The organism is Pseudomonas sp. PS02290 (assembly GCF_029960075.1).
Classification (GTDB): Bacteria; Pseudomonadota; Gammaproteobacteria; order Pseudomonadales; family Pseudomonadaceae; genus Aquipseudomonas.
In genome coordinates this window covers 14,304-35,879 of the sequence record NZ_JASCOY010000057.1, presented here as the reverse complement: position 1 = coordinate 35,879, position 21,576 = coordinate 14,304, and the positions used below count along the sequence as shown (strand labels likewise).

Annotated in this window: 22 protein-coding genes; 19 read left to right on the top strand and 3 right to left on the bottom strand. The window is 61.8% G+C overall.

Translation table 11 applies throughout. The annotated features are described in order from the left end of the window. Positions 1-134: 134 nt before the first annotated feature. Positions 135-650, bottom strand: a complete 516-nt coding sequence (locus QMX88_RS20585) for a DUF2062 domain-containing protein (protein ID WP_192172745.1) — start codon at positions 648-650, stop codon at positions 135-137. A gap of 153 nt (positions 651-803) precedes the next feature. On the opposite strand from QMX88_RS20585, the gene QMX88_RS20580 reads away from it, so the two are divergent. The 8 genes from QMX88_RS20580 (at position 804) to QMX88_RS20545 (ending at position 7,891) form a co-directional block, all read left to right on the top strand. Further along, positions 804-3,020: a DNA internalization-related competence protein ComEC/Rec2 gene (locus QMX88_RS20580; RefSeq protein WP_282372061.1), complete on the top strand. Its 2,217-nt coding sequence runs from the start codon at positions 804-806 to the stop codon at positions 3,018-3,020. 84 nt (positions 3,021-3,104) lie between these two features. Next, a complete protein-coding gene (locus QMX88_RS20575; protein ID WP_192172743.1) occupies positions 3,105-3,779 on the top strand; it encodes a MotA/TolQ/ExbB proton channel family protein in 675 nt (224 codons plus the stop codon). Then, entirely contained in the window at positions 3,776-4,207 is a 432-nt protein-coding gene (locus QMX88_RS20570; RefSeq protein ID WP_065993112.1) for an ExbD/TolR family protein, read from the top strand. The genes QMX88_RS20575 and QMX88_RS20570 overlap by 4 nt, the downstream gene beginning before the upstream one ends. Further along, positions 4,207-5,202 (top strand): tetraacyldisaccharide 4'-kinase, encoded by a 996-nt coding sequence (gene lpxK, locus QMX88_RS20565; protein ID WP_282372059.1) that lies wholly within the window; start codon positions 4,207-4,209, stop codon positions 5,200-5,202. Before QMX88_RS20570 ends, lpxK begins: the two co-directional genes overlap by 1 nt. Positions 5,203-5,219: 17 nt before the next feature. Beyond that, positions 5,220-5,405: a Trm112 family protein gene (locus QMX88_RS20560; RefSeq protein WP_071551147.1), complete on the top strand. Its 186-nt coding sequence runs from the start codon at positions 5,220-5,222 to the stop codon at positions 5,403-5,405. Beyond that, a complete protein-coding gene (kdsB, locus tag QMX88_RS20555; protein WP_282372056.1) occupies positions 5,402-6,166 on the top strand; it encodes a 3-deoxy-manno-octulosonate cytidylyltransferase in 765 nt (254 codons plus the stop codon). The genes QMX88_RS20560 and kdsB overlap by 4 nt, the downstream gene beginning before the upstream one ends. Positions 6,167-6,212: 46 nt before the next feature. Continuing rightward, positions 6,213-7,232 (top strand): UDP-N-acetylmuramate dehydrogenase, encoded by a 1,020-nt coding sequence (murB, locus tag QMX88_RS20550; protein WP_282372055.1) that lies wholly within the window; start codon positions 6,213-6,215, stop codon positions 7,230-7,232. Positions 7,233-7,294: 62 nt separating this feature from the next. Beyond that, positions 7,295-7,891, top strand: a complete 597-nt coding sequence (locus tag QMX88_RS20545; RefSeq protein ID WP_282372054.1) for a nucleotidyltransferase family protein — start codon at positions 7,295-7,297, stop codon at positions 7,889-7,891. 67 nt (positions 7,892-7,958) lie between these two features. On the opposite strand, the gene rne is transcribed toward QMX88_RS20545, so the two are convergent. Then, positions 7,959-11,315, bottom strand: coding sequence for a ribonuclease E (gene rne / locus QMX88_RS20540; protein WP_442969481.1), 3,357 nt, complete (start codon positions 11,313-11,315; stop codon positions 7,959-7,961). Positions 11,316-12,028: 713 nt separating this feature from the next. Between rne and rluC the strand changes: the two genes are divergently transcribed. Genes rluC through sppA form a run of 3 tightly spaced genes read left to right on the top strand, consistent with a single transcriptional unit; the run spans position 12,029 to position 14,658 of the window. Next, complete coding sequence (gene rluC / locus QMX88_RS20535; protein WP_192172737.1) at positions 12,029-12,988, top strand: 23S rRNA pseudouridine(955/2504/2580) synthase RluC; 960 nt, start codon at positions 12,029-12,031, stop codon at positions 12,986-12,988. After that, positions 12,978-13,658: an HAD-IA family hydrolase gene (locus QMX88_RS20530; protein WP_282372052.1), complete on the top strand. Its 681-nt coding sequence runs from the start codon at positions 12,978-12,980 to the stop codon at positions 13,656-13,658. Before rluC ends, QMX88_RS20530 begins: the two co-directional genes overlap by 11 nt. 7 nt (positions 13,659-13,665) lie before the next feature. Continuing rightward, on the top strand, positions 13,666-14,658 hold the full coding sequence (sppA, locus tag QMX88_RS20525) for a signal peptide peptidase SppA (RefSeq protein ID WP_282372051.1): 993 nt from the start codon (positions 13,666-13,668) through the stop codon (positions 14,656-14,658). 75 nt (positions 14,659-14,733) lie between these two features. Here the strand turns inward: sppA and QMX88_RS20520 are convergent, their stop codons facing one another. Then, the gene (locus tag QMX88_RS20520; protein ID WP_282372050.1) at positions 14,734-15,312 is read right to left on the bottom strand and encodes a Maf family protein; all 579 of its coding nucleotides are present in this window, start codon (positions 15,310-15,312) and stop codon (positions 14,734-14,736) included. A 106-nt stretch (positions 15,313-15,418) separates the two neighbouring features. Here QMX88_RS20520 and QMX88_RS20515 point away from each other — a divergent pair, with 106 nt between their 5' ends. The 8 genes from QMX88_RS20515 (at position 15,419) to pabC (ending at position 21,574) form a co-directional block, all read left to right on the top strand. Continuing rightward, positions 15,419-15,946, top strand: a complete 528-nt coding sequence (locus QMX88_RS20515) for a YceD family protein (protein ID WP_282372049.1) — start codon at positions 15,419-15,421, stop codon at positions 15,944-15,946. A gap of 13 nt (positions 15,947-15,959) precedes the next feature. Then, positions 15,960-16,142, top strand: coding sequence for a 50S ribosomal protein L32 (gene rpmF / locus QMX88_RS20510; protein ID WP_003179396.1), 183 nt, complete (start codon positions 15,960-15,962; stop codon positions 16,140-16,142). A gap of 4 nt (positions 16,143-16,146) precedes the next feature. After that, positions 16,147-17,154, top strand: a complete 1,008-nt coding sequence (gene plsX, locus QMX88_RS20505) for a phosphate acyltransferase PlsX (RefSeq protein WP_282372048.1) — start codon at positions 16,147-16,149, stop codon at positions 17,152-17,154. 138 nt (positions 17,155-17,292) lie between these two features. Next, a complete protein-coding gene (gene fabD / locus QMX88_RS20500) occupies positions 17,293-18,231 on the top strand; it encodes an ACP S-malonyltransferase (RefSeq protein ID WP_282372047.1) in 939 nt (312 codons plus the stop codon). A gap of 15 nt (positions 18,232-18,246) precedes the next feature. Then, the gene (gene fabG / locus QMX88_RS20495) at positions 18,247-18,984 is read left to right on the top strand and encodes a 3-oxoacyl-ACP reductase FabG (protein ID WP_282372046.1); all 738 of its coding nucleotides are present in this window, start codon (positions 18,247-18,249) and stop codon (positions 18,982-18,984) included. 186 nt (positions 18,985-19,170) lie between these two features. Next, positions 19,171-19,407 (top strand): acyl carrier protein, encoded by a 237-nt coding sequence (gene acpP / locus QMX88_RS20490; RefSeq protein WP_007987170.1) that lies wholly within the window; start codon positions 19,171-19,173, stop codon positions 19,405-19,407. A gap of 107 nt (positions 19,408-19,514) precedes the next feature. Continuing rightward, a complete protein-coding gene (gene fabF / locus QMX88_RS20485) occupies positions 19,515-20,759 on the top strand; it encodes a beta-ketoacyl-ACP synthase II (RefSeq protein ID WP_192172729.1) in 1,245 nt (414 codons plus the stop codon). Beyond that, the gene (pabC, locus tag QMX88_RS20480; protein WP_282372064.1) at positions 20,759-21,574 is read left to right on the top strand and encodes an aminodeoxychorismate lyase; all 816 of its coding nucleotides are present in this window, start codon (positions 20,759-20,761) and stop codon (positions 21,572-21,574) included. The genes fabF and pabC overlap by 1 nt, the downstream gene beginning before the upstream one ends. Positions 21,575-21,576: the final 2 nt, after the last annotated feature.

Genomic DNA, 21,576 nt, shown 5'->3' with positions numbered 1-21,576 from the left:
GATCATGAGTCCGCCGCATTCTTATGTGAGAGCGAGCTTGCTCGCGAAGACTCCATTACACGCGCTGAATGGGTAGCGGATGTACTGACCTCTTCGCGAGCAAGCTCGCTCCCACCGGATTGGCGGCGTTGGCGCTACTGACGTTTAGCCTTGCGCTGCTTCCACTGCCGTCCGACCCACCAGCGCCAATACCCCATCGTCCCGAAATACCCCGCCACGCCCAGCACGATCCCCGCCACCACCGACCCCAGCAAAAATGGCTGCCACAGGGTAGAAAGCTGCCCGCTGATCCAGTCCCAGCTCAGTTCGTCCGGGAAATGCCGTGGCGGCAAGCCCATGAGCAGCGCACCGATTTTGTAGGTGCAATAGAACACCGGCGGCATCGTCAGCGGGTTGGTCAGCCAGCACAGACTCACCGCAATCGGCATGTTGGCCCGCACCCAGATCGCCAGCACGGCGGCCAGCAGCATCTGCAATGGCATCGGCATCAAGGCGGCGAACAGCCCGATCCCCATCGCGCGCGCCACGGAGCGTCGATTGAGGTGCCAGAGGTTGGGGTCGTGCAGAAGAGAGCCAAGAAAGCGTAAGGATTTGTGTTCCCGGATGCTGTTCGGATCGGGCATGTACCGCTTGATCAGGTGGCGTGGCATACGGGAATCCGGCGAGGTGGGCGGGAAATTCGAGGAAGTATGCACGGATAGTCGCAAACGCAAATTCAGACTTTGTGACAATTAATAAGCGCGCGTGCCGGGGCATCGACTAAGCCATGGAGGTTGATTTAGCCTGCAGATAAGGAAAGCCTCATGCGCACAGGGATGCTCGCCCTCGCACTCGGATTGCTGACGCTACGTTTTTTGCCAGCATTACCGCCGGTCTGGTTGCTGCTGGCGATGCCCGTGGTGGCGCTGATGCTGCTGCCGTTTCGCACTTACCCGCTGGCGTTTTATCTATTCGGACTCACTTGGGCCTGTGTGTCGGCGTCATCGGCGCTGGATGACCGACTGGCCGAGCGCCTCGATGGGCAGACGCTCTGGCTGGAAGGGCGCGTGGTCGGGCTGCCACAGACCCTCGACAGCGTGGTGCGGTTTCAGCTGGATGATCCCGTTTCACGACGCGCGCGGTTGCCCGAGCAGATCCGCATCGGCTGGTATGGCGGCCCGCCGGTCGGCAGCGGCGAGCGCTGGCGTCTGGCGGTCAAACTCAAGCGGCCCGGTGGGCTGGTCAATCCCGGCGCGTTCGATTACCAGGCGTGGCTGCTGGCCCAGCGCATTGGCGCCACTGGCACCGTGGTGGACGGTCAGTTGCTCGAACCGGCCCGGGGCAACTGGCGCGACGGCATCCGCCAGCGCCTGCTCAGTGTGGATGCCCAGGGCCGACAGGGCGGGCTGGCCGCCTTGGTGCTGGGGGACGATTCAGGACTGAGCACCGCCGATTGGCAGGTCCTGCAGGACACCGGCACCGTTCACCTGTTGGTCATTTCCGGGACGCACATCGGCTTGCTCGCCGGTTTGCTCTACGGGCTCGTCGCCGGGCTGGCCCGTTGGGGCGCGTGGCCGGCGTTTTTGCCCTGGCTGCCCTCGGCGTGCATCGCGGCCTTCTCGGGCGCGCTGGCCTATGGCGTGCTGGCGGGGTTTGAAGTGCCGGTGCAGCGGGCTGTCACCATGCTGGGTCTGGTGCTGCTGTGGCGTCTGCGGTTCCGCCATCTGGGCACCACGTGGCCGCTTTTGCTGGCGCTGAATCTGGTGCTGATCGCCGAGCCGTTGATCACGCTGCGCCCTGGCTTTTGGCTGTCGTTTCTGGCCGTCGCGATCCTGATGCTGATCTTCAGCGGGCGACTCGGGCGGTGGAGCTGGCTGAAGAGCTGGACCCGCGCACAATGGCTGATTGCGCTTGGCCTGTTGCCGGTGTTGCTGGCGCTGAACCTGCCGGTGAGCGTGAGCGGCCCCGTCGTCAATCTGCTCGCCGTGCCGTGGGTAAGCCTGTTGATTCTGCCGCTGGCGTTGCTCGGCACGCTGCTGCTGGCGATTCCATCCCTTGGCGAAAGCCTGCTGTGGCTGGGGGGCGGTTCGATGGACGGGTTGTTTCGATGGCTCTCGTTCATGGCGGATCTCGCTCCTGCCTGGACCGGGCCCCACGTGCCGGTGTGGGTCTGGCCGCTCAGCCTGCTCGGCGCGTTGCTGCTGTTACTGCCCACAGGCCTGCCGATGCGTCCGCTGGGCTGGCCGTTACTGTTGCTGTGCATCTTTCCGCCGCAGAAGACAGTGCCCGCCGGGCAAGTCGAAGTGTTGCAACTGGACGTAGGGCAGGGTCTTGCCATATTGCTCCGTACCCGTGATCACGCCCTGCTGTACGACGCGGGGCCGCGCTTCGGCGATTTCGATATCGGCGAGCGCGTGGTGTTGCCGGCCATTCGGCGCGCCGGGGTCAGGCAGCTGGACACGCTGCTGCTCAGTCATGCCGATTCTGATCATGCCGGTGGCGCCGCCGCCGTTCTAAAAGGCGTGCCCGTTGCGAGAGTGCTGGCGGGAGACGTAGGGCGCATGCCTGCCGAGTGGTCGGCCGAGTCCTGCAGTAACGGGGAAACATGGACGTGGGATGAGGTGACTTTTTCCACCTGGAGTTGGGAGCAGGCCGCCGAGGGCAATCAGGCTTCGTGCGTGCTCAGCGTCGAGGCCAATGGCGAGCGGCTGTTGCTGACCGGTGATATCGACGTGGAGGCAGAGCGCGCGATGCTCGCCGATGGCTTCAACGTCAGCGCCCACTGGCTGCAATCCCCCCACCACGGCAGCCGCAGCTCGTCGTCCCGGGCGTTTCTGCGCGCGGTCGGCGCCCGGGGCGTGCTGATTTCCCGAGGCCGCAATAATGCGTTCGGTCATCCCCATCCGCTGGTGATGTCGCGGTATGCGTGGTCGGGCATGGAAATCCACGACAGCGCTGTCATGGGTGCTATCACCGTGCAGTTGGGCGCTTACGAAAAGGCGCAGGCCGAACGTAGGACGCGACGCTTCTGGCGTGACTGAAAGGTCTGGTTATTCATCGACACGTTCGGCGAGGCGCCGACGCTATGTTAGAGTGGCGCCACTTTTTTTGAGGGGGTGGTCGCTGTGTGGGAGCTGGTCAAATCAGGTGGCTGGATGATGCTACCGATCATTTTGAGTTCCATCGCCGCCGTCGGAATCATCATTGAACGCCTCTGGACCCTGCGCGCCAGCCGCATCACGCCGCCGCATTTGCTCGGCCAGGTGTGGCGCTGGATTCAGGACAACCAGCTGAGCGCCGAAAAGCTCAAGGAGCTGCGCGCCGATTCGCCATTGGGTGAAATCCTCGCCGCAGGCCTCGCCAATTCCCGTCATGGCCGCGAGATCATGAAAGAGTGCATCGAGGAGGCCGCAGCCCGGGTCATTCACGAGCTCGAACGCTATCTGGCCACACTCGGCACCATCGCTGCCATGGCCCCGCTGCTGGGCCTGCTGGGTACCGTGCTCGGCATGATCGACATTTTCAGCTCGTTCACCAGCAGCGGCATGACCGGTAACGCCGGTATGCTCGCCGGCGGTATTGGCAAGGCACTCATCTGCACCGCCTCTGGCCTGACCGTTGCGATTCCCGCGATCTTCTTTCACCGCTACCTGCAAAGCCGCGTGGATGAACTGGTCGTCGGCATGGAACAGGAAGCCATCAAGCTGGTGGAAGTCGTGCAGGGCGATCGTGACGTCGATCTGACCGACGCCAAGCCGGACATCAAGGCTGCCGCGCGTGGTGAGGGCAAGAAGAAGTGAAATTCCGCCGTCGCAAGCCCAGGGAGACCATCGACATCAATCTGGTGTCGCTGATCGACGTGGTGTTCATCCTGCTGCTGTTCTTTGTCGTGACCACCACGTTCACCCGCGAAACCCAGCTGCGCGTAGACCTGCCCCAGGCGGTGACCGGTGCCTCGGCCGATGATGTCGACAAAAAGCACCTCGACATCACCATCAATGCCGACGGTGTTTACTCGGTGAACAACACGCTGCTGGGCGACAGCAAGCTGGAAACCCTGATTGATGCCTTGCAAAAGGAGTCCGAGGGCGACACCAGCCTGCCGCTGTCGATCAGCGCTGATGGCAAGACCCCCCATCAGGCGGTGATTACCGCCATGGATGCTGCCGGCAAACTCGGTTTCGCTCATTTGCGCATGACCACCGTCGAGGCCGCATCGGCTAACTGATGGCATTCACTGACCGACTGCTCGACGCCTGGTACAACGGCCATCCGGCGCTGGTGTTATTGCGCCCGCTCGAATGCCTGTACCGGCGCGTGGTGAACCGCAAGCGCGCGCGTTTCCTCGCAGGGCAGGGCGACATCTATAAAGCGCCCGTTCCGGTCGTTGTCGTCGGCAATATCACCATAGGCGGCACCGGCAAGACGCCGCTGATTCTCTGGATGATCGATCATTGCCGGGCGCGCGGCCTGCGCGTCGGTGTGGTCAGTCGCGGCTACGGCGCCAAACCGCCGAGCCTACCCTGGCGCGTACTGCCGCAACAGACTGCCGAGCACGCGGGCGATGAACCGCTGCTGATCGTCAATCGTACCGGCGTGCCGCTGATGATCGACCCGGACCGCTCGCAAGCCGTGCGCGCCTTGCTGGCTGAAGAGCCCCTCGACCTCATTCTTTCCGATGACGGCCTGCAGCACTACCGCCTGAACCGCGACCTCGAACTGGTGCTGATCGATGCCGTCCGCGGGCTTGGCAATCGCCGCTGCCTGCCGGAGGGCCCGTTGCGCGAACCAGTCGAGCGGCTGCAAAGCGTGGATGCCCTGCTGTACAACGGCGCCGGCGCCGATCGCGAAAACGGCTTTGGGTTTCAGCTCAAGCCCTCCGCGCTGGTCAACCTGCTCAGCGGTGAACGCCGGCCGGTCGATCATTTCTCGCCCGGCACACAGATCCACGCGGTGGCCGGCATCGGTAATCCACAACGTTTCTTCAACACCCTCGAAGGACTACACTGGCGGCCTGTTCCACATGCGTTCGCCGACCACGCGGTGTTCAGTGCCCAGTCCCTGTCGTTCACCCCGGCATTGCCCGTGGTCATGACCGAGAAGGACGCCGTCAAATGCGCCTCCTTCGCCGCGCCGGACTGGTGGTATCTGGCCGTGGAAGCCGCGCCTTCGCCGGCGTTCGTCAGTTGGTTCGATTCGCAGTTAACCCGTCTTTTGCCATGACTCGCTCAGGATCTCTTATGGACACCAAATTGCTCGACATTCTTGCCTGCCCGATCTGCAAGGGGCCGCTCAAGCTCAGCGCCGATAAAACCGAGCTGATCAGCAAAGGCGCCGGCCTTGCCTATCCGATCCGCGACGGCATCCCGGTGATGCTGGAAAGCGAAGCGCGCACCCTCACCGCCGACGAGCGTCTGGACAAATGACCGCAGCGTTCACCGTTGTCATTCCGGCACGCTACGGCTCCAGTCGCTTTCCGGGCAAGCCGCTGAAAACCATCGCCGGCAAGCCGATGATCCAGCACGTCTGGGAACAGGCGCGCAAAAGCAGCGCAGAGCGCGTGGTGGTTGCCACTGACGATCAGCGCATCGTCGACGCCTGCCAGTCGTTCGGCGCCGAAGTGCTGATGACCCGCGACGATCACAACTCCGGGACCGACCGCCTGGCTGAAGTCGCCGCCAAGCTGGGTCTGGCCGACGACGCCATCGTGGTCAACGTCCAGGGCGACGAGCCGATGATCCCGCCCGCTGTGATCGATCAGGTTGCCGACAATCTCGCCGCACACCCCGAAGCGCGCATGTCGACCCTCGCCGAGCCGATCGAGGACGTGGCATCACTGTTCAATCCCAATGTGGTCAAGGTCTGCTCGGACCTCAATGGTCTGGCGCTGACCTTCAGCCGCGCGCCGCTGCCCTGGGCTCGCGATGCGCTGGCGAAGACCCGCGACGAGCTGCCGGAAGGCGTGCCGTATCGCCGTCACATCGGCATTTATGCCTACCGCGCCGGTTTCCTCCACGACTTCGTCAGCTGGGGCCCATGCTGGCTGGAAAACACCGAAAACCTCGAGCAGTTGCGTGCGCTCTGGCACGGCGTGCGCATTCACGTGGCCGATGCCCTTGAAGCGCCACCGGCCGGCGTCGACACCGCTGAAGACCTGGAACGCGTTCGTCGTCTGCTGGAGGGTTGATGAGCATGGCTCTGGTCGTTCTTCCACTGTTTTCGCGGATGCACCCATGACGCTGAATGTGCAGCACGACGTATCCCTCAAACCGTACAACACGTTCGGCGTGGCTGTGCATGCCCGGCGTTTTGCCGAGGCGTTCAGCGACGACGACGTGCGCGAGGCCCTCGCGTATTCGGCCAGCCACGACGTGCCGCTGATGGTCATCGGCGGCGGCAGCAACCTGCTGCTGACCCGTGACGTCGATGCCCTCGTGTTGCGCATGGCCAGCCGGGGCATCCGCATCACCCACGAGGATTGCGGCGGCGCCATTGTTGAAGCGGAGGCGGGGGAGCCCTGGCATCCTTTCGTCCAGGACACGCTCGCTCAGGGACTGGCCGGGCTGGAAAACCTCAGCCTGATCCCGGGCACCGTCGGCGCTGCACCGATGCAAAACATCGGCGCTTACGGCGTTGAACTCAAGGATGTTTTCCACAGCCTGACCGCGATCGATCGACACAACGGCGAGCTGCGGGAATTTGGCCTGGCCGACTGCGCGTTCGGTTACCGGGACAGCCTATTCAAGCGTCAGCCAAACCGCTGGCTGATCCTGCGGGTTCGCTTCAAGCTCAGTTACTCGGCGAGCCTGCATCTCGATTACGGTCCGGTGCGTCAGCGGCTGGAAGAGCAGGGCATCAAAGAGCCTTCGCCGATCCACGTGAGCCGGGCGATCTGCGCCATTCGCAGCGAAAAACTGCCGGACCCCGCGACGCTGGGCAACGCGGGGAGCTTCTTCAAGAACCCTCTGGTGTCCGCCGAGCGTGTGGCTGTCATCAAACTCACGCACCCTGGCGTGGTCGGCTACCCTCAGGCCGATGGTCAGGTAAAACTGGCGGCCGGCTGGTTGATCGAGCAGGCGGGCTGGAAGGGCTTTCGTGATGGTGACGCCGGCGTTCATGCGCTGCAGTCGCTGGTGCTGGTCAATTACGGCCAGGCATCGGGCGGGCAATTGCTCGGTCTCGCGCAGCGGATTCAGGCGGACATCCTCGAGCGCTTCGGTGTTGCGCTGGAAATGGAACCCAACCTGTATTGACCGTGGGATCCGTCCTCTTCCGGTTTGAGTTTCAGTCAGCGTGTATCCCATGAGGGTTGAACATGAGTGAAACGCTGTGTGCCGTCGTGCTGGCGGCGGGCCTCGGCAGCCGATATCGGGCAGTTGCCGGTGACCACCGCAACAAGCTCCTGGCGCAATGCATCGGGCGTGACGGTGCGGAGCGGTCGGTGCTGGAGCAGGTGCTTGCCCACGTAAAAACCCTCGCCGATAAAACCGTCCTTCTGACACGAGCCGATTACTGCAGCGTGGCCGAGTTGGGTCTGCGCCACGGCTGTGAAGTGGTGGTGCTGGATTCCCCTGGCATGGGCGACAGCATCGCCGCTGCTGTATCGGCCGAGCCTGCTCATCGCGGCTGGTTGATTGCGTTGGGCGACATGCCCTTCATTCATGCTGACACACTCGAGCGCGTGGCCTGCTCGGTGGAGGACGACGCCATCAGCGTACCGGTCCATGGCGGGCGTTATGGGCACCCCGTCGCTTTTGGTCGTGCGTTCGGGCCAGCGCTCATGGCACTTGCCGGGGAGAAGGGCGCCAAACGGCTTTTCCAGGGCGCGCGGATCAAGGAGATCGAGGTTGACGACCCAGGTGTGTTGTGGGACGTGGACGTGCCTGCTGCGCTGATCTTTCAACCCGGCTGATTTCAAACCTCCAAGCATAAAAAAGCCCCACCTGCTTACACAGGTGGGGCTTTTTAGTTACCGCCGATTAAACGAGCGGTTTAGGCTCATCCGAGGCTTGGGCCTCTTTCTGCTGACGCTCGGCTTCCAGACGACGGCGGCGCACTTCACGGGGATCGTTCGGTGCACGGCCATTGCTGGCAACCGGCAGCGCAGGCGCCTCTTCTTTGGCCGGTTCTGCAACCGGCACTTGAGGAGGTTCGACAGCGACTGGCGCAGCGACGATTTCCGGCGCTGCAGTCTGAGCTGGCGCTTCTACGGCTGGCGCGATGACCGGTTCAGCGGCCACAGGCTGCTGAGCAACGGGTTCAACCACGGTCGGCGCGTCGATTACCGAGGCCTTGGCGTGCACTGGCTCGGCGGCTTGAGCAGGTTCAGAGATCTGAACGAGCTCAGACGCTTCGGCAGGCTCGGCCGTCTGAACAGGCTCAGCAGCCTGGACATGCTCGGCTTTAACAGGCTCAACAACGTGAACCGGCTCAGCCACGGCGACTTCAACCGCCTCATGCACCAGCGCAGGAGTCGGCATAAAGGCCGGGGCTTCCACAACCGCGGGCGCTTCAACAGCGACCGAAGTCTCGGCACTGGCTGGCGTGTCGGTCGATTCAGCTTCAGCAGCTGCTTTCACCTGGCGTTCGAACGGGCTCAGCGAGGCGTCGAACGTTGCTACTTCCACTTCCGGCATCACCGAACGCTTGGCTTCAGGCGCAGGGGTTTCGACGACGGGCGCTTCTGGCGCTGCTTCGTAAGCCTGAGCCACCGGTGCTGCTTCAGTCGCGCTGGCTTCAACGGACGTGTTCGCACGTTCAGCCTGACGGTGGGCATCGGCTTCGGCGGTGGCGCTGATGACGCGCTCCGCTACGGCAGCAACGCTTGCACCGGCAGCGACATCGCCACGGTCGGCGTTCGCGTGCACTTCGTCATGGGACTCATGACTGTGCTCATTGCCTTCGCCGTCGTTGGCTTCAGAACCTTCCGAACCCTCAACGCCTTCACTGCCTTCGATTTCATTGCCGTTGGCGTCACGCTGACGCTCACGACGGTTGCTGCGACGACGCTGACCACGTGAACGACGACGAGGGCGATCGCCTTCGGCGTGCTCCTGGTTGTCATCCTGTTGCTCTTCGCTGGTCAGCAGGGTTTCGTCTTCAGCTGCCACTGCAGCCTGTTCGGCGCGTGGTTGACGTTCTTCACGCGGCGCACGCGGCTGACGCTCTTCACGCGGGGCGCGCTCAGGGCGTTCTTCGCGGGGCAGGTTGACAGCCGGTGCGGCGTCGATCGGCTCACGCAGTTCACGCACACGCTCTTCACGCGGCTTGCGGTCTTCACGCCCAGCACGTGGCTGACGCTCTTCGCGAGGCGCACGGGCCTGACGCTCTTCACGCGGTGCGGTAGTTTCTTCACGGGCTTCACGCGGCTCGCGCGGTGCACGCTCTTCACGAGGCGCGCGCTCCTCACGTGGGGCACGTTCTTCACGGGGTGCGCGTTCTTCGCGATCGGCACGCGGCGCACGTTCTTCACGCGGCTTGCGTTCTTCGTCACGACGGCCGTTACGGCTGCGGCTCTGCTGACGGCCATTACGACGCTCGTCGTTGCGCGCAGGACGCTCGGCAGCCGGTTTTTCGACCACGGCGGCAGGTGCGGCAGCGGCAGGCTCTTCCTTGGAAGCGAACAGGCTGACCAGCGACTTCACCAAGCCTTTGAACAAGCTTGGCTCGTGGGCAACCGGTGCAGGCGCAGCGGCAACCGGTGCAGCGGCTTCAACCGGAACCGGTGCGTTGGCACGGGCCGGAGCGGTCTTGACTGCCGCTTCCTGGCGAACCAGGGTGCGGGTAGCAGCGGCAGGCGGTGCAACTTCTTCCACTTCAGCAGCAGCGGCAGCGATTTCATAGCTGGTCTGCAGGCTGTGGGCTTCCGGACTGTCATCACGCAAACGCTGCACTTCGAAGTGCGGGGTTTCGAGATGGTCGTTCGGCAGGATGATGATGCGCGCGCGGGTGCGCAGTTCGATCTTGGTGATCGAGTTGCGTTTTTCGTTGAGCAGGAACGCAGCGACCGGGATCGGCACTTGAGCGCGCACTTCGGCCGTGCGGTCTTTCAGCGCTTCTTCTTCGATCAGGCGCAGGATTGCCAGGGACAGCGATTCAACGTCACGAATGATGCCGGTGCCGTTGCAACGCGGGCAGACAATGCCGCTGCTCTCACCCAGGGATGGACGCAGACGCTGACGGGACATTTCCAGCAGGCCGAAGCGCGAGATGCGACCGACCTGAACGCGGGCACGGTCGGCTTCGAGGCTTTCACGGACCTTTTCTTCCACGGCGCGCTGGTTCTTGGCCGGGGTCATGTCGATGAAGTCGATGACGATCAGGCCGCCGATGTCGCGCAGACGCAGTTGACGGGCGATTTCCTCAGCCGCTTCAAGGTTGGTCTGCAGAGCGGTCTCTTCGATGTCGCTGCCTTTGGTGGCGCGCGCCGAGTTGATGTCGATGGACACCAGTGCTTCGGTCGGATCGATGACGATGGAGCCACCGGAAGGCAGTTCGACGACGCGCTGGAAGGCGGTTTCGATCTGGCTTTCGATCTGGAAACGGTTGAACAGCGGAACGCTGTCTTCGTAGAGTTTGATCTTGCTGGCGTACTGCGGCATCACCTGACGGATGAACGTCAGCGCTTCTTCCTGGGCTTCGACGCTGTCGATCAGCACTTCGCCGATGTCCTGGCGCAGATAGTCGCGGATGGCGCGGATGATGACGTTGCTTTCCTGATAGATCAGGAAGGGTGCGGAGCGGTCGAGGGAAGCCTCTTTGATCGCGGTCCACAGTTGCAGCAGGTAATCGAGGTCCCACTGCATTTCTTCGCTGCTGCGGCCAAGGCCGGCAGTGCGAACGATCAGACCCATGTCGGCAGGGGCGATCAGGCCGTTCAGCGCTTCACGCAGTTCGTTGCGCTCTTCGCCTTCGATACGACGGGAGATGCCGCCGGCACGCGGGTTGTTCGGCATCAGGACCAGATAGCGGCCTGCGAGGCTGATGAACGTGGTCAGGGCAGCGCCCTTGTTGCCGCGCTCTTCTTTCTCGACCTGAACGATGACTTCCTGGCCTTCGCTCAGGACGTCCTTGATGTTGACGCGGCCTTCGGGCGACTTCTTGAAGTATTCGCGGGAGATTTCTTTCAGCGGCAGAAAACCGTGACGCTCGGAGCCGAAGTCGACAAACGCGGCTTCAAGGCTGGGTTCGATACGCGTGATCCGGCCTTTGTAGATGTTGGCCTTCTTCTGTTCGCGGGCCCCGGATTCGATGTCCAGGTCGTAGAGGCGCTGGCCGTCTACCAGCGCAACACGCAACTCTTCGGGTTGAGTTGCGTTAATCAGCATTCTTTTCATGTAGTACCGTCGGTTTCCGGGCTGCCGGAAACGGCGTTCGGCACACACGACTTCTCACGGTCGGTGTCAGGGCACGTCAGGAGTGCTTGAACACTCCAGTGTCTAACGAGGTTCGGCCAGCGGGGCCGAGTCGCGACGACGTTCCTGCTTGCTGTGGTGACAAATGACACCCTGTCAGCAAAAGCTTTGTCAGGAGGAGGAATCAACCATCGGTAGCGGACGATATGAAGCGTCTTGAATAAAGCCTTGTGCTACACAGTCCGACGGTTGTGCGTCTCCACCCCACACGTATCCCTGATAATTCGGGTGCTGCCGCGCGCTGAATCCGCAGCGGGTTGCATTTATCGCGATCTTCCATGGGAAGTCCGCGCGTCATGGCTCAAATAAGGCATGGTTTCCGAAGCATTCGCCCGGAGCGACTACCAGCGACTGCACTTTGTGAACTGGCCTTGAACGTGGGCCTCGATGGCGAGTGACTCACTCTGCGATCGGGCTTGTTTCAGGCCTCATGTCACCTGCGCTCGTTACGCTTGCATATCTTCCGTTGTCACCGAAAGCCCCGTAGGACGGCCTCGCGCCCTCGTGAATTGCGTTGGGCAGGGCCGGCTGTCATACCGTTTGTCCGCTGTCCAGGCCGCTTTTGGCGGCGTTCGCGACTATAGCAGCAATCATTAAGTGCTTCAAATCCATAAAAAATTGTTATGATTTGCGCCATGACAAATCTTACCCCCCCAACCCCCGGCGTCCGGCTGGTAGAGGTTGCGCCGGAATTTGCCGGTCAGCGCATCGATAACTTTCTGATCACGTACCTCAAGGGCGTTCCCAAGACCTTGATTTACCGCATTTTGCGCAAGGGCGAAGTGCGTGTGAACAAGGGCCGGATCAAGCCCGAGTACAAGCTTCAGGCGGGCGATGTCGTGCGCGTCCCACCCGTTCGAGTGCCTGAGCGCGACGAACCTGTGCCGGTTGCCCAGGGTTTGCTGCAGCGTCTTGAGGCCGCCATTGTCCATGAAGACAAAGGCCTGATCGTCCTCAACAAGCCCGCAGGCATCGCGGTTCACGGTGGCAGCGGCTTGAGCTTTGGCGTCATCGAAGCCTTTCGTCAGCTGCGTCCCGACGCCAAGGAGCTGGAACTGGTCCACCGTCTGGACCGTGACACCTCCGGGCTGCTGATGATCGCCAAAAAGCGCAGCATGTTGCGACACCTGCACGAACAGTTGCGCGGCGACGGCGTGGACAAGCGTTACATGGCGCTGGTCCGCGGAAACTGGCCGACCGCGCAGAAGCAGGTCCGGGCACCGTTGCTCAAGAGCAATCTTCGTTCCGGCGAGCGCATGGTCGAGGTCAATGAGGAAGGCAAGGAGGCGCTGACTCTGTTCAAGGTCCTGCGCCGCTTCGGCGACTTCGCCACCATGGTCGAAGCCCGGCCCATTACCGGCCGTACCCACCAGATTCGCGTCCACGCCTTGCATGCCGGCCACTGCATCGCCGGTGACCCCAAGTACGGCGATGAAGATTTCAGCCGCGAAATTCGTGATCTCGGCGGCAAGCGTCTGTTCCTGCACGCCTATGCTCTGACCGTGCCGCTGCCGGACGGTGGCGAGTTGAAACTCGAAGCGCCCGTCGACGAGATGTGGGCCAAAACCGTGGAGCGACTGCTGCTTGCGCCCTGATTACGAACTGCTGATCTTCGACTGGGACGGCACGCTGTCCGATTCCATCGGTCGTATCGTCGACGCGATGCAAGCCGCCGCACAGCTTGCCGGTCGTCCGGTGCGCGACGATGCAGCGATCAAGGGCATCATTGGTCTGGGTTTGCCGGAAGCGATTCGCACGTTGTACCCGGATATCACGGACAATGACCTGATCGATTTCCGGCAGCACTATGCCGACCGTTACATGGCCATGGACGTTGAGCCCTCGAAACTGTTCGACGGGGTGCGTGAGTCGCTGGAGGCGTTTCGTGACGAGGGCTATCGCCTGGCGGTCGCCACCGGCAAGGCCCGGCGTGGTCTGGATCGGGTGTTGAAGGCACACGGCTGGACCGACTTCTTCGACGCCACCCGCGCAGCGGATGAAACGGCCAGCAAGCCCGATCCGCTGATGCTCAATGAAATCCTGCAGCATTGCGGCGTCAGGCCTGAAAAGGCGCTGATGGTTGGCGACGCTTCGTTCGATCTGCTGATGGCGCGTAACGCCGGAATGGATTCGGTGGCTGTCGGGTACGGCGCGCAAGCGCTAGGCTCTCTGCTTCAATACCAGCCGCGTCTGGCGATCGAGCACTTTTCCGAATTGCGCACCTGGTTGGGTGCGCGGACTGCTGAAACTTCGTTGTTGGGGTAACTGATCTATGTCGGACGAATGGGAATCTCCGTCTTCGCCAGCGCGCGACGACGCAGGGGATGCAAAAAGCTGGAAACTGCTGGAAAAGACCCTGCTCGCCAGCGTGCAGGAGCAGCGTCGGTCACGACGCTGGGGAATCTTCTTCAAATCCCTGACCTTTCTTTATCTGTTCGGCGCACTGGCGCTGTTCTCGCCGCTGATGGATTTCGGCAAGGGCGCCTCGCGCAGCACCAGTCACACTGCGCTGATCGAAGTGAAGGGCATGATTGCCGACACCGAGGCGGCCAGCGCCGACAACATCGTTGGCAGTTTGCGGAAAGCGTTTGAAGATGAAAAAACCAAGGGCGTGATTCTGCGCATCAACAGCCCGGGCGGCAGTCCGGTGCAGTCCGGCTATATCTACGACGAGATCCGTAGTCTGCGCGCGCAGAAGCCGAACATCAAGGTGTATGCGGTGATCACTGATCTGGGTGCGTCCGGTGCGTATTACATCGCCAGCGCCGCTGACCAGATCTACGCGGACAAAGCCAGTCTGGTGGGTTCGATCGGTGTCACGGCAGCCGGCTTCGGTTTCGTCGGCACGATGGAAAAACTGGGTGTTGACCGTCGTACCTACACGTCGGGCGAGCACAAGGCGTTCCTTGATCCGTTCCAGCCGCCAAAGCCTGACGAGACTGCCTTCTGGCAGGGCGTTCTGGACACTACCCACAAGCAGTTCATCGCCAGTGTGAAGGCGGGTCGCGGTGATCGCCTGAAAGACAAGGACCATCCGGAACTGTTCTCGGGGCTGGTCTGGACAGGCGAGCAGGCGGTGGGCCTGGGTCTGGTCGATGGGCTTGGCAGTGCCAGCTATGTGGCGCGGGATATCATCGGCGAGAAAGAGATGGTCGATTACACGGTGCAAGAGTCGGCGTTCGATCGTTTCTCCAAAAAGATGGGCGCCAGCGTGGCCGAGCAGATCGCAATGTGGGCAGGCTTCAAAGGGCCGTCCCTGCGCTGATCGCTTCAGCCTTCGCGTGTGAAGAAAAGCCCGGCCATTGGTCGGGCTTTTCGCATCTGTTTATTTTTGTCGAGATCAGGGCAGCTCGATGCCTTCGTTCATCAACATGTCCACCAGGCGTATTAAAGGAAGGCCGATCACGCTGGTCGCATCCGCGCCCTCGGTGCTGCGAAAGAGGCTGACGCCCAGTCCTTCGGCCTTGAAGCTGCCGGCGCAGTCATAGGGTTGTTCGGCGTGGAGGTAGCGGCTGATACGCGCCTCGTCCAGCTGGCGCATGTGCACGGTGAAGGGCACGCAATCAACTTGGCACTGACCCGTGCGGCTGTTGAAGAGCGCAAGGCCGGTGAGGAAGCTGACGCTGTTGCCGCTGCTCTCCTTCAGCTGTTCCAGCGCGCGCTCGAACGTGTGCGGCTTGCCAAGGATCTGTTCGCCAAGCACGGCGACCTGGTCTGACCCGATGATCAGGTGGTCGGGGAATCGTTCGGCCAGTGCCATGGCTTTCTCACGCGCCAGGCGGGTCACAAGGTCGATGGCAGGCTCGTTCGGCCGGCGGCTTTCGTCGATGTCAGGCGACGCACAGACGAATGGCAAGCGCAGGCGATCGAGCAATTCACGGCGGTAAGGCGAGCTGGAAGCAAGGAGTAGAGGCAGCATGGGTAGCTCCGAAACATGAAAGTCGAGTGTAATCAGCAGGTCAGGTTGCGAACAGGCCTGAATTTCCTTTGACAGTCGCCAGGGTCGTCCCTAGAATGCTGCGCCTATGTTGAATGACCCGATTCCACCTCACGTTGACCCGCGCAAATTAGCTGATCGTGGCACTACTCTTCAGGGAGAGATGCTGCTGGCTGATTTGGAGAGACTCTGCGACCCGCTTGCTGACAATCTCGGTACGGTGCAGGCGAAATTCGTTTTTGAGCGAGACGAGCAGCGCGCTGTGGTTATCCACAGTGCAATTGACGTCGAAGTCAAAATGGTTTGCCAGCGTTGTCTTGAGCTGGTCACCTTTCCGATCCACAGCGAATGCAGTTATGCCGTGGTGAAGGAGGGTGCAAACACCCAGTCGATGCCGAAAGGCTATGACGTGCTGGAAATCGGCGAAGATCCCATGGATCTGCTGGCTTTGATCGAGGATGAGCTTCTGCTCGCCTTGCCCATTGTTCCAACTCATGATCCGAAAGAATGCCAGCCGCCGGCGGACCTCAACGAGTCCGAACCGAGCGAGGACGAGGTAACGCGGTCCAACCCGTTCAGTGTATTGGCGCAGTTAAAGCGTGACCCAAACGTTTAGGAGTTAATCAATTATGGCTGTTCAGCAGAACAAAAAATCCCGCTCTGCCCGTGACATGCGTCGTTCCCACGACGCTCTCGAGGCTAGCACTCTGTCTGTAGAAAAAACCACCGGTGAAGTTCACCTGCGTCACCACGTATCGCCAGAAGGCGTATACCGTGGCCGTAAAGTGATCGACAAGGGCGCTGACGAGTAATTTCTTGTCTGCTCCGGTCATCGCGATCGATGCAATGGGCGGGGACTTCGGTCCCCGCCACATTGTTCAGGCCAGCATTGCCTGCCTGCTTGCCACACCCTCGTTGCACCTGACCCTCGTCGGTCAATCCCCCCTTCTTGAAGAACTCATCGCACGCTACTCCGGTGTCGATCGCTCACGCCTGCACGTTGTGCATGCCAGCGAGATCATCACCATGGATGAGCGTCCGTCCCAGGCCTTGCGCGGCAAGCCTGAGTCGTCGATGCGCGTTGCGCTGGGGCTTCTCGCCGATGGCAAGGCCCACGCCTGTGTCAGTGCAGGCAATACCGGTGCCTTGATGGCGCTGTCCCGCTTCGTGCTGAAAACCTTGCCCGGTATCGACCGGCCGGCCATGGTGGCCGCGATTCCGACACAGCGCGGTTATTGCCAGTTGCTGGATCTGGGTGCGAACGTGGATTGTACCGCCGAACATCTTTATCAGTTCGCCGTGATGGGTTCGGTGGCCGCCGAGGCGCTGGGCGTGGTGCGACCCAGAGTCGCACTGCTGAACGTCGGCACCGAAGACATCAAGGGCAATCAGCAAGTCAAGTTGGCCGCGAGTCTTTTGCAGGCCGCACCGGGGCTGAATTACATCGGCTTTGTCGAAGGGGATGGCCTGTATCGGGGGGAGGCGGATGTCGTGGTCTGCGATGGCTTTGTCGGCAACGTGCTGCTGAAGTCCAGCGAGGGCCTGGCGCTGATGATTGGCGAGCGGATCGAGCGGCTGTTTCGCCGCAACGCGCTGTCGCGACTGGTGGGTTTGATGGCAAGGCCTGTGCTCGGCAGGCTCAAGGCCGATCTGGCCCCGGCGCGGCATAACGGTGCCAGTTTTCTCGGTTTGCAGGGCATCGTGGTGAAGAGTCATGGCTCGGCCGATGCTCAGGGTTTCCAGAGCGCGATACAGCGGGCGCTGATCGAGATTCAGGAAAACCTCCCGCAGCGCTTGCGCGGTCGTCTTGCGGATCTGCTTTAAGGCTTCAATGCGAGTCTTGGGCTAGAATGTGACGCCTGTGACCGCATGGTCATCCAACTGTCCATCGCAACACATTGAATTACCTCGCGTTCGGCCCGCCGGACGCTCATTTTGACGAGAATAATCAGGGGCTTGTTAATGTCTGCTTCCGTCGCATTTGTCTTTCCGGGCCAGGGCTCGCAGTCCCTCGGCATGCTGGCCGAGCTGGGCGCGCAGCATCCGCTGGTGCTGGAGACGTTCAAAGAAGCTTCCGCTGCGCTGGGCTATGACCTCTGGGCGCTGACCCAGCAGGGCCCGGAAGAGAGCCTCAACCAGACCGATAAAACCCAGCCTGCCATCCTCACTGCATCGATTGCCTTGTGGCGCCTGTGGCTGGCGGAAGGCGGCGTGCGCCCGGCGTATGTCGCCGGCCACAGTCTGGGTGAGTACAGCGCGCTGGTCGCGGCCGGCAGCCTGACCCTTGCGGACGCGGTCAAGCTGGTCGAGCGTCGCGGTCAATTAATGCAGGAAGCCGTGCCTGCGGGGCAGGGCGGCATGGCGGCCATTCTGGGTCTTGACGATGCGGTGGTTATCGCCGCCTGTGCCGAAGCGGCTCAGGGCGACGTGGTCAGCGCGGTGAATTTCAATTCGCCCGGTCAAGTTGTGATTGCCGGTGCCAAGGCCGCCGTGGAGCGCGCCATCGAAGTCTGCAAGGCCAAAGGTGCCAAGCGCGCCTTGCCGTTGCCGGTGAGTGTGCCTTCCCACTGCGAACTGATGCGTCCGGCAGCCGAACGCTTCGCCGAGTCCATCGCCGCCATCGACTGGCAGGTGCCGCAGATCCCGCTGGTTCAGAACGTCACTGCGAGTGTCGTGTCCGATCTCGAAACGCTGAAAACCGATTTGCTGCAGCAGCTGTACAAGCCGGTGCGCTGGGTCGAATCGATTCAGACCCTGGCGGCTCAGGGCGCCCTGCAACTGGTCGAGTGCGGCCCGGGCAAGGTGCTCGCCGGCTTGAACAAGCGCTGCGCTGATGGCGTGACCACTCACAACCTCAATACCCCAGACGCCTTCGCCGCCGCTCGCGCGGCGCTGGCCTGATTAGGAGACGCCTGCATGAGTCAGGGTAAAGTTGCACTTGTCACCGGCGCGAGCCGTGGCATTGGCCGGGCGATCGCCCTTGAACTGGGTCGTAACGGCGCCACCGTCGTGGGTACGGCGACGTCCGAGTCCGGCGCCGAGAAGATCACCGCTTATTTCAAGGAAAACGGCATCGAAGGCTTCGGCCTTGCGCTGGACGTGGGCAGCGACGAATCCGTTGCCGCCACGCTGGCCCAGATCACCGAACGCGTTGGTGCGCCGTTGATCCTGGTCAACAACGCCGGTATCACCCGTGACAACCTGATGATGCGCATGAAGGATGACGAGTGGCATGACGTCATCAACACCAACCTGAGCAGTCTGTTTCGCCTGTCCAAGGGCGTTCTGCGCGGGATGACCAAGGCGCGTTGGGGCCGGATCATCAGCATTGGTTCGGTGGTGGGTGCCATGGGCAACGCAGGTCAAGTAAACTACGCAGCCGCCAAGGCGGGTCTGGAAGGCTTCAGCCGTGCCCTGGCACGTGAAGTCGGGTCGCGCGCAGTGACGGTCAACTCGGTGACGCCGGGTTTCATCGACACCGACATGACCCGCGAGCTGCCAGAAGCGCAACGTGATTCCCTGACGGCACAGATTCCTCTGGGCCGACTGGGGCAGGCAGAAGAGATCGCGCATGTTGTCGCTTTTCTTGCCTCAGAAGGTGCAGGCTACGTTACCGGGGCTACAATCCCCGTTAACGGCGGCATGTACATGTGACCGGTCGTATCGAAAAAATGTCATACGGGCTGTCTAAAATCCGTTATAAAGCTGAAATCTTTTAAGGGGTAGAGGGCTGTTGGGCGTAGCGGGAATTGCGTTTAGCTTGAAATGCGCAAAACCTCTTCTATACACTTACCCATCGGCCAGCTGCCTGAATTTGTCCACTAGGAGTTAAAACACGGTATGAGCACCATCGAAGAGCGCGTCAAGAAAATCGTTGCCGAACAACTTGGCGTCAAGGAAGAGGAAGTCGTGAACACTGCTTCCTTCGTTGAAGACCTGGGTGCCGACTCCCTTGATACCGTAGAGCTGGTAATGGCTCTGGAAGAGGAATTCGAGACCGAAATCCCTGACGAAGAAGCCGAGAAGATCACCACCGTACAAGCCGCTATCGATTACGTTACTGCCCACCAGGCGTAAGATTTTGTAATCGTAGTTTGCTGTCCTGGAGAAACCGCACTGCCCCTGGCGTGCGGTTTTTTCTTTGAATAGGGCAGCGTTTCATCAATAGAAGAAAGGAGAGTCCTGTGTCGCGTAGACGCGTCGTGGTCACCGGTATGGGTATGCTGACGCCTTTGGGCACGGATGTGCCGAGCACCTGGCAAGGCATTCTGGCTGGCCAGAGTGGCATTGGGCCTATCGAACACACGGACCTGTCCAAATACACCACCCGTTTTGGCGGATCGGTGAAGGGATTCAACGTCGAGGAATACCTGTCGGCCAAAGAGGCCCGCAGACTCGATCTGTTCATCCAGTACGGGCTGGCTGCCAGCTTTCAGGCCGTGCGCAACTCCGGTATCGAGATCGACGACACCAATCGCGAGCGCGTCGGCGTGGCGATGGGATCGGGCATCGGGGGCCTGACCAATATCGAGAACACCAGCCGGCTGATGCATGAACAGGGGCCAGGCAAGATATCCCCGTTCTTCGTGCCGGGGTCGATCATCAACATGATTTCCGGGTTCCTGTCGATCCACCTCGGCGCACAGGGCCCCAACTACGCCATTGCCACTGCGTGCACCACGAGCACGCACTGCATCGGCATGGCCGCGCGCAACATCGCTTACGACGAAGCCGACGTGATGATTGCCGGCGGCGCTGAAATGGCGGCCTGCGGCTTGGGCATGGGCGGCTTTGGCGCCTCGCGCGCGCTGTCTACCCGCAACGATGAGCCCGCCCGCGCCAGCCGTCCGTGGGACAAGGGTCGCGATGGGTTTGTACTGTCCAACGGTGCCGGCGCCATGGTCCTCGAAGAGCTCGAGCATGCCAAAGCCCGGGGCGCGACGATTTATGCCGAGCTGATCGGCTTCGGCATGAGCGGCGATGCGTTTCACATGACCTCGCCGCCGGATGACGGCGCCGGTGCCGCGCGCTGTATCACCAATGCCCTGCGTGACGCGAAGATTCGTCCAGAGGACGTGCAATACATCAACGCCCACGGCACCTCGACGCCTGCGGGCGATCTGGCCGAAGTCAGCGCCATCAAGAAGGTGTTCGGCGAGCACGCCTATAAACTGGCCGTCAGTTCGACCAAGTCGATGACGGGCCACCTGTTGGGCGCCGCCGGTGCGATCGAAGCGATTTTCAGTGTGCTGGCGATCAAGGATCAGGTCGCGCCACCGACGATCAACCTCGACGAGCCCGATGAAGGCTGCGACCTGGACTTCGTTCCCCACGAGCCGCGCAAGATGCCGATCGACGTGGTGATCTCCAACTCCTTCGGTTTTGGTGGCACCAACGGTTCGCTGGTCTTCCGCCGGTACGCCGAATGATCGTGAGCTGGATCGATGGCCTTGCTGCTGACTCCCTTGCCGTCAAGGATCGGGGGTTGGCATACGGCGATGGTCTCTTCGAGACCGTCCTCGTCAAGGCCGGACAGCCATTGCTCTTCCCGCGTCATCTGCAACGCCTGGCACTGGGGGCACAGCGCCTGGCGCTGAACCTGGATCTGGCGTTGGTCGAAGAGGAATGCTGCCGCTTCGCTACCCAGTTGGATGACGGTGTGATGAAGCTCATCGTTACCCGTGGCGATGGCGTGCGGGGCTATGCACCCGCTTCGGACGCGCAGCCGCGACGCATCCTCCAGGCAAGTGGGCTCCCGGCGTATCCCGAGGCCCATGCAGAGCAGGGCATCAAACTGTTCGCCTGTCAGACCCGTCTCGCCGAGCAGCCGCTGCTGGCCGGGCTCAAGCACCTGAATCGGCTTGAGCAAGTGCTGGCCCGTGGCGAATGGCAAAGTTCCGAGTACGCCGAAGGGCTGATGCGGGACGTGTCGGGGCGTATCGTTGAAGCGGTCTACAGCAATCTGTTTATGGTCAAGGGCGGCGTGTTGCTGACGCCGGACCTGCGCCGCTGTGGCGTGGCCGGTGTGATGCGGGCCGAGATCCTGGCGATGGCCGAGCGCGAGAACATGCCGGCCCGTGAGCTTGACCTGCAGATGTCCGACCTGCAAAAGGCCGATGAGGTGTTTGTCTGCAACAGCGTGTACGGCATCTGGCCGGTGCGCGGCGTCGAGCATCTCAACTGGCCGGTTGGGCCGCTGACCCGTAAACTCCAACACCTTGTTCGCGGGCTTCTGGATATCTGATT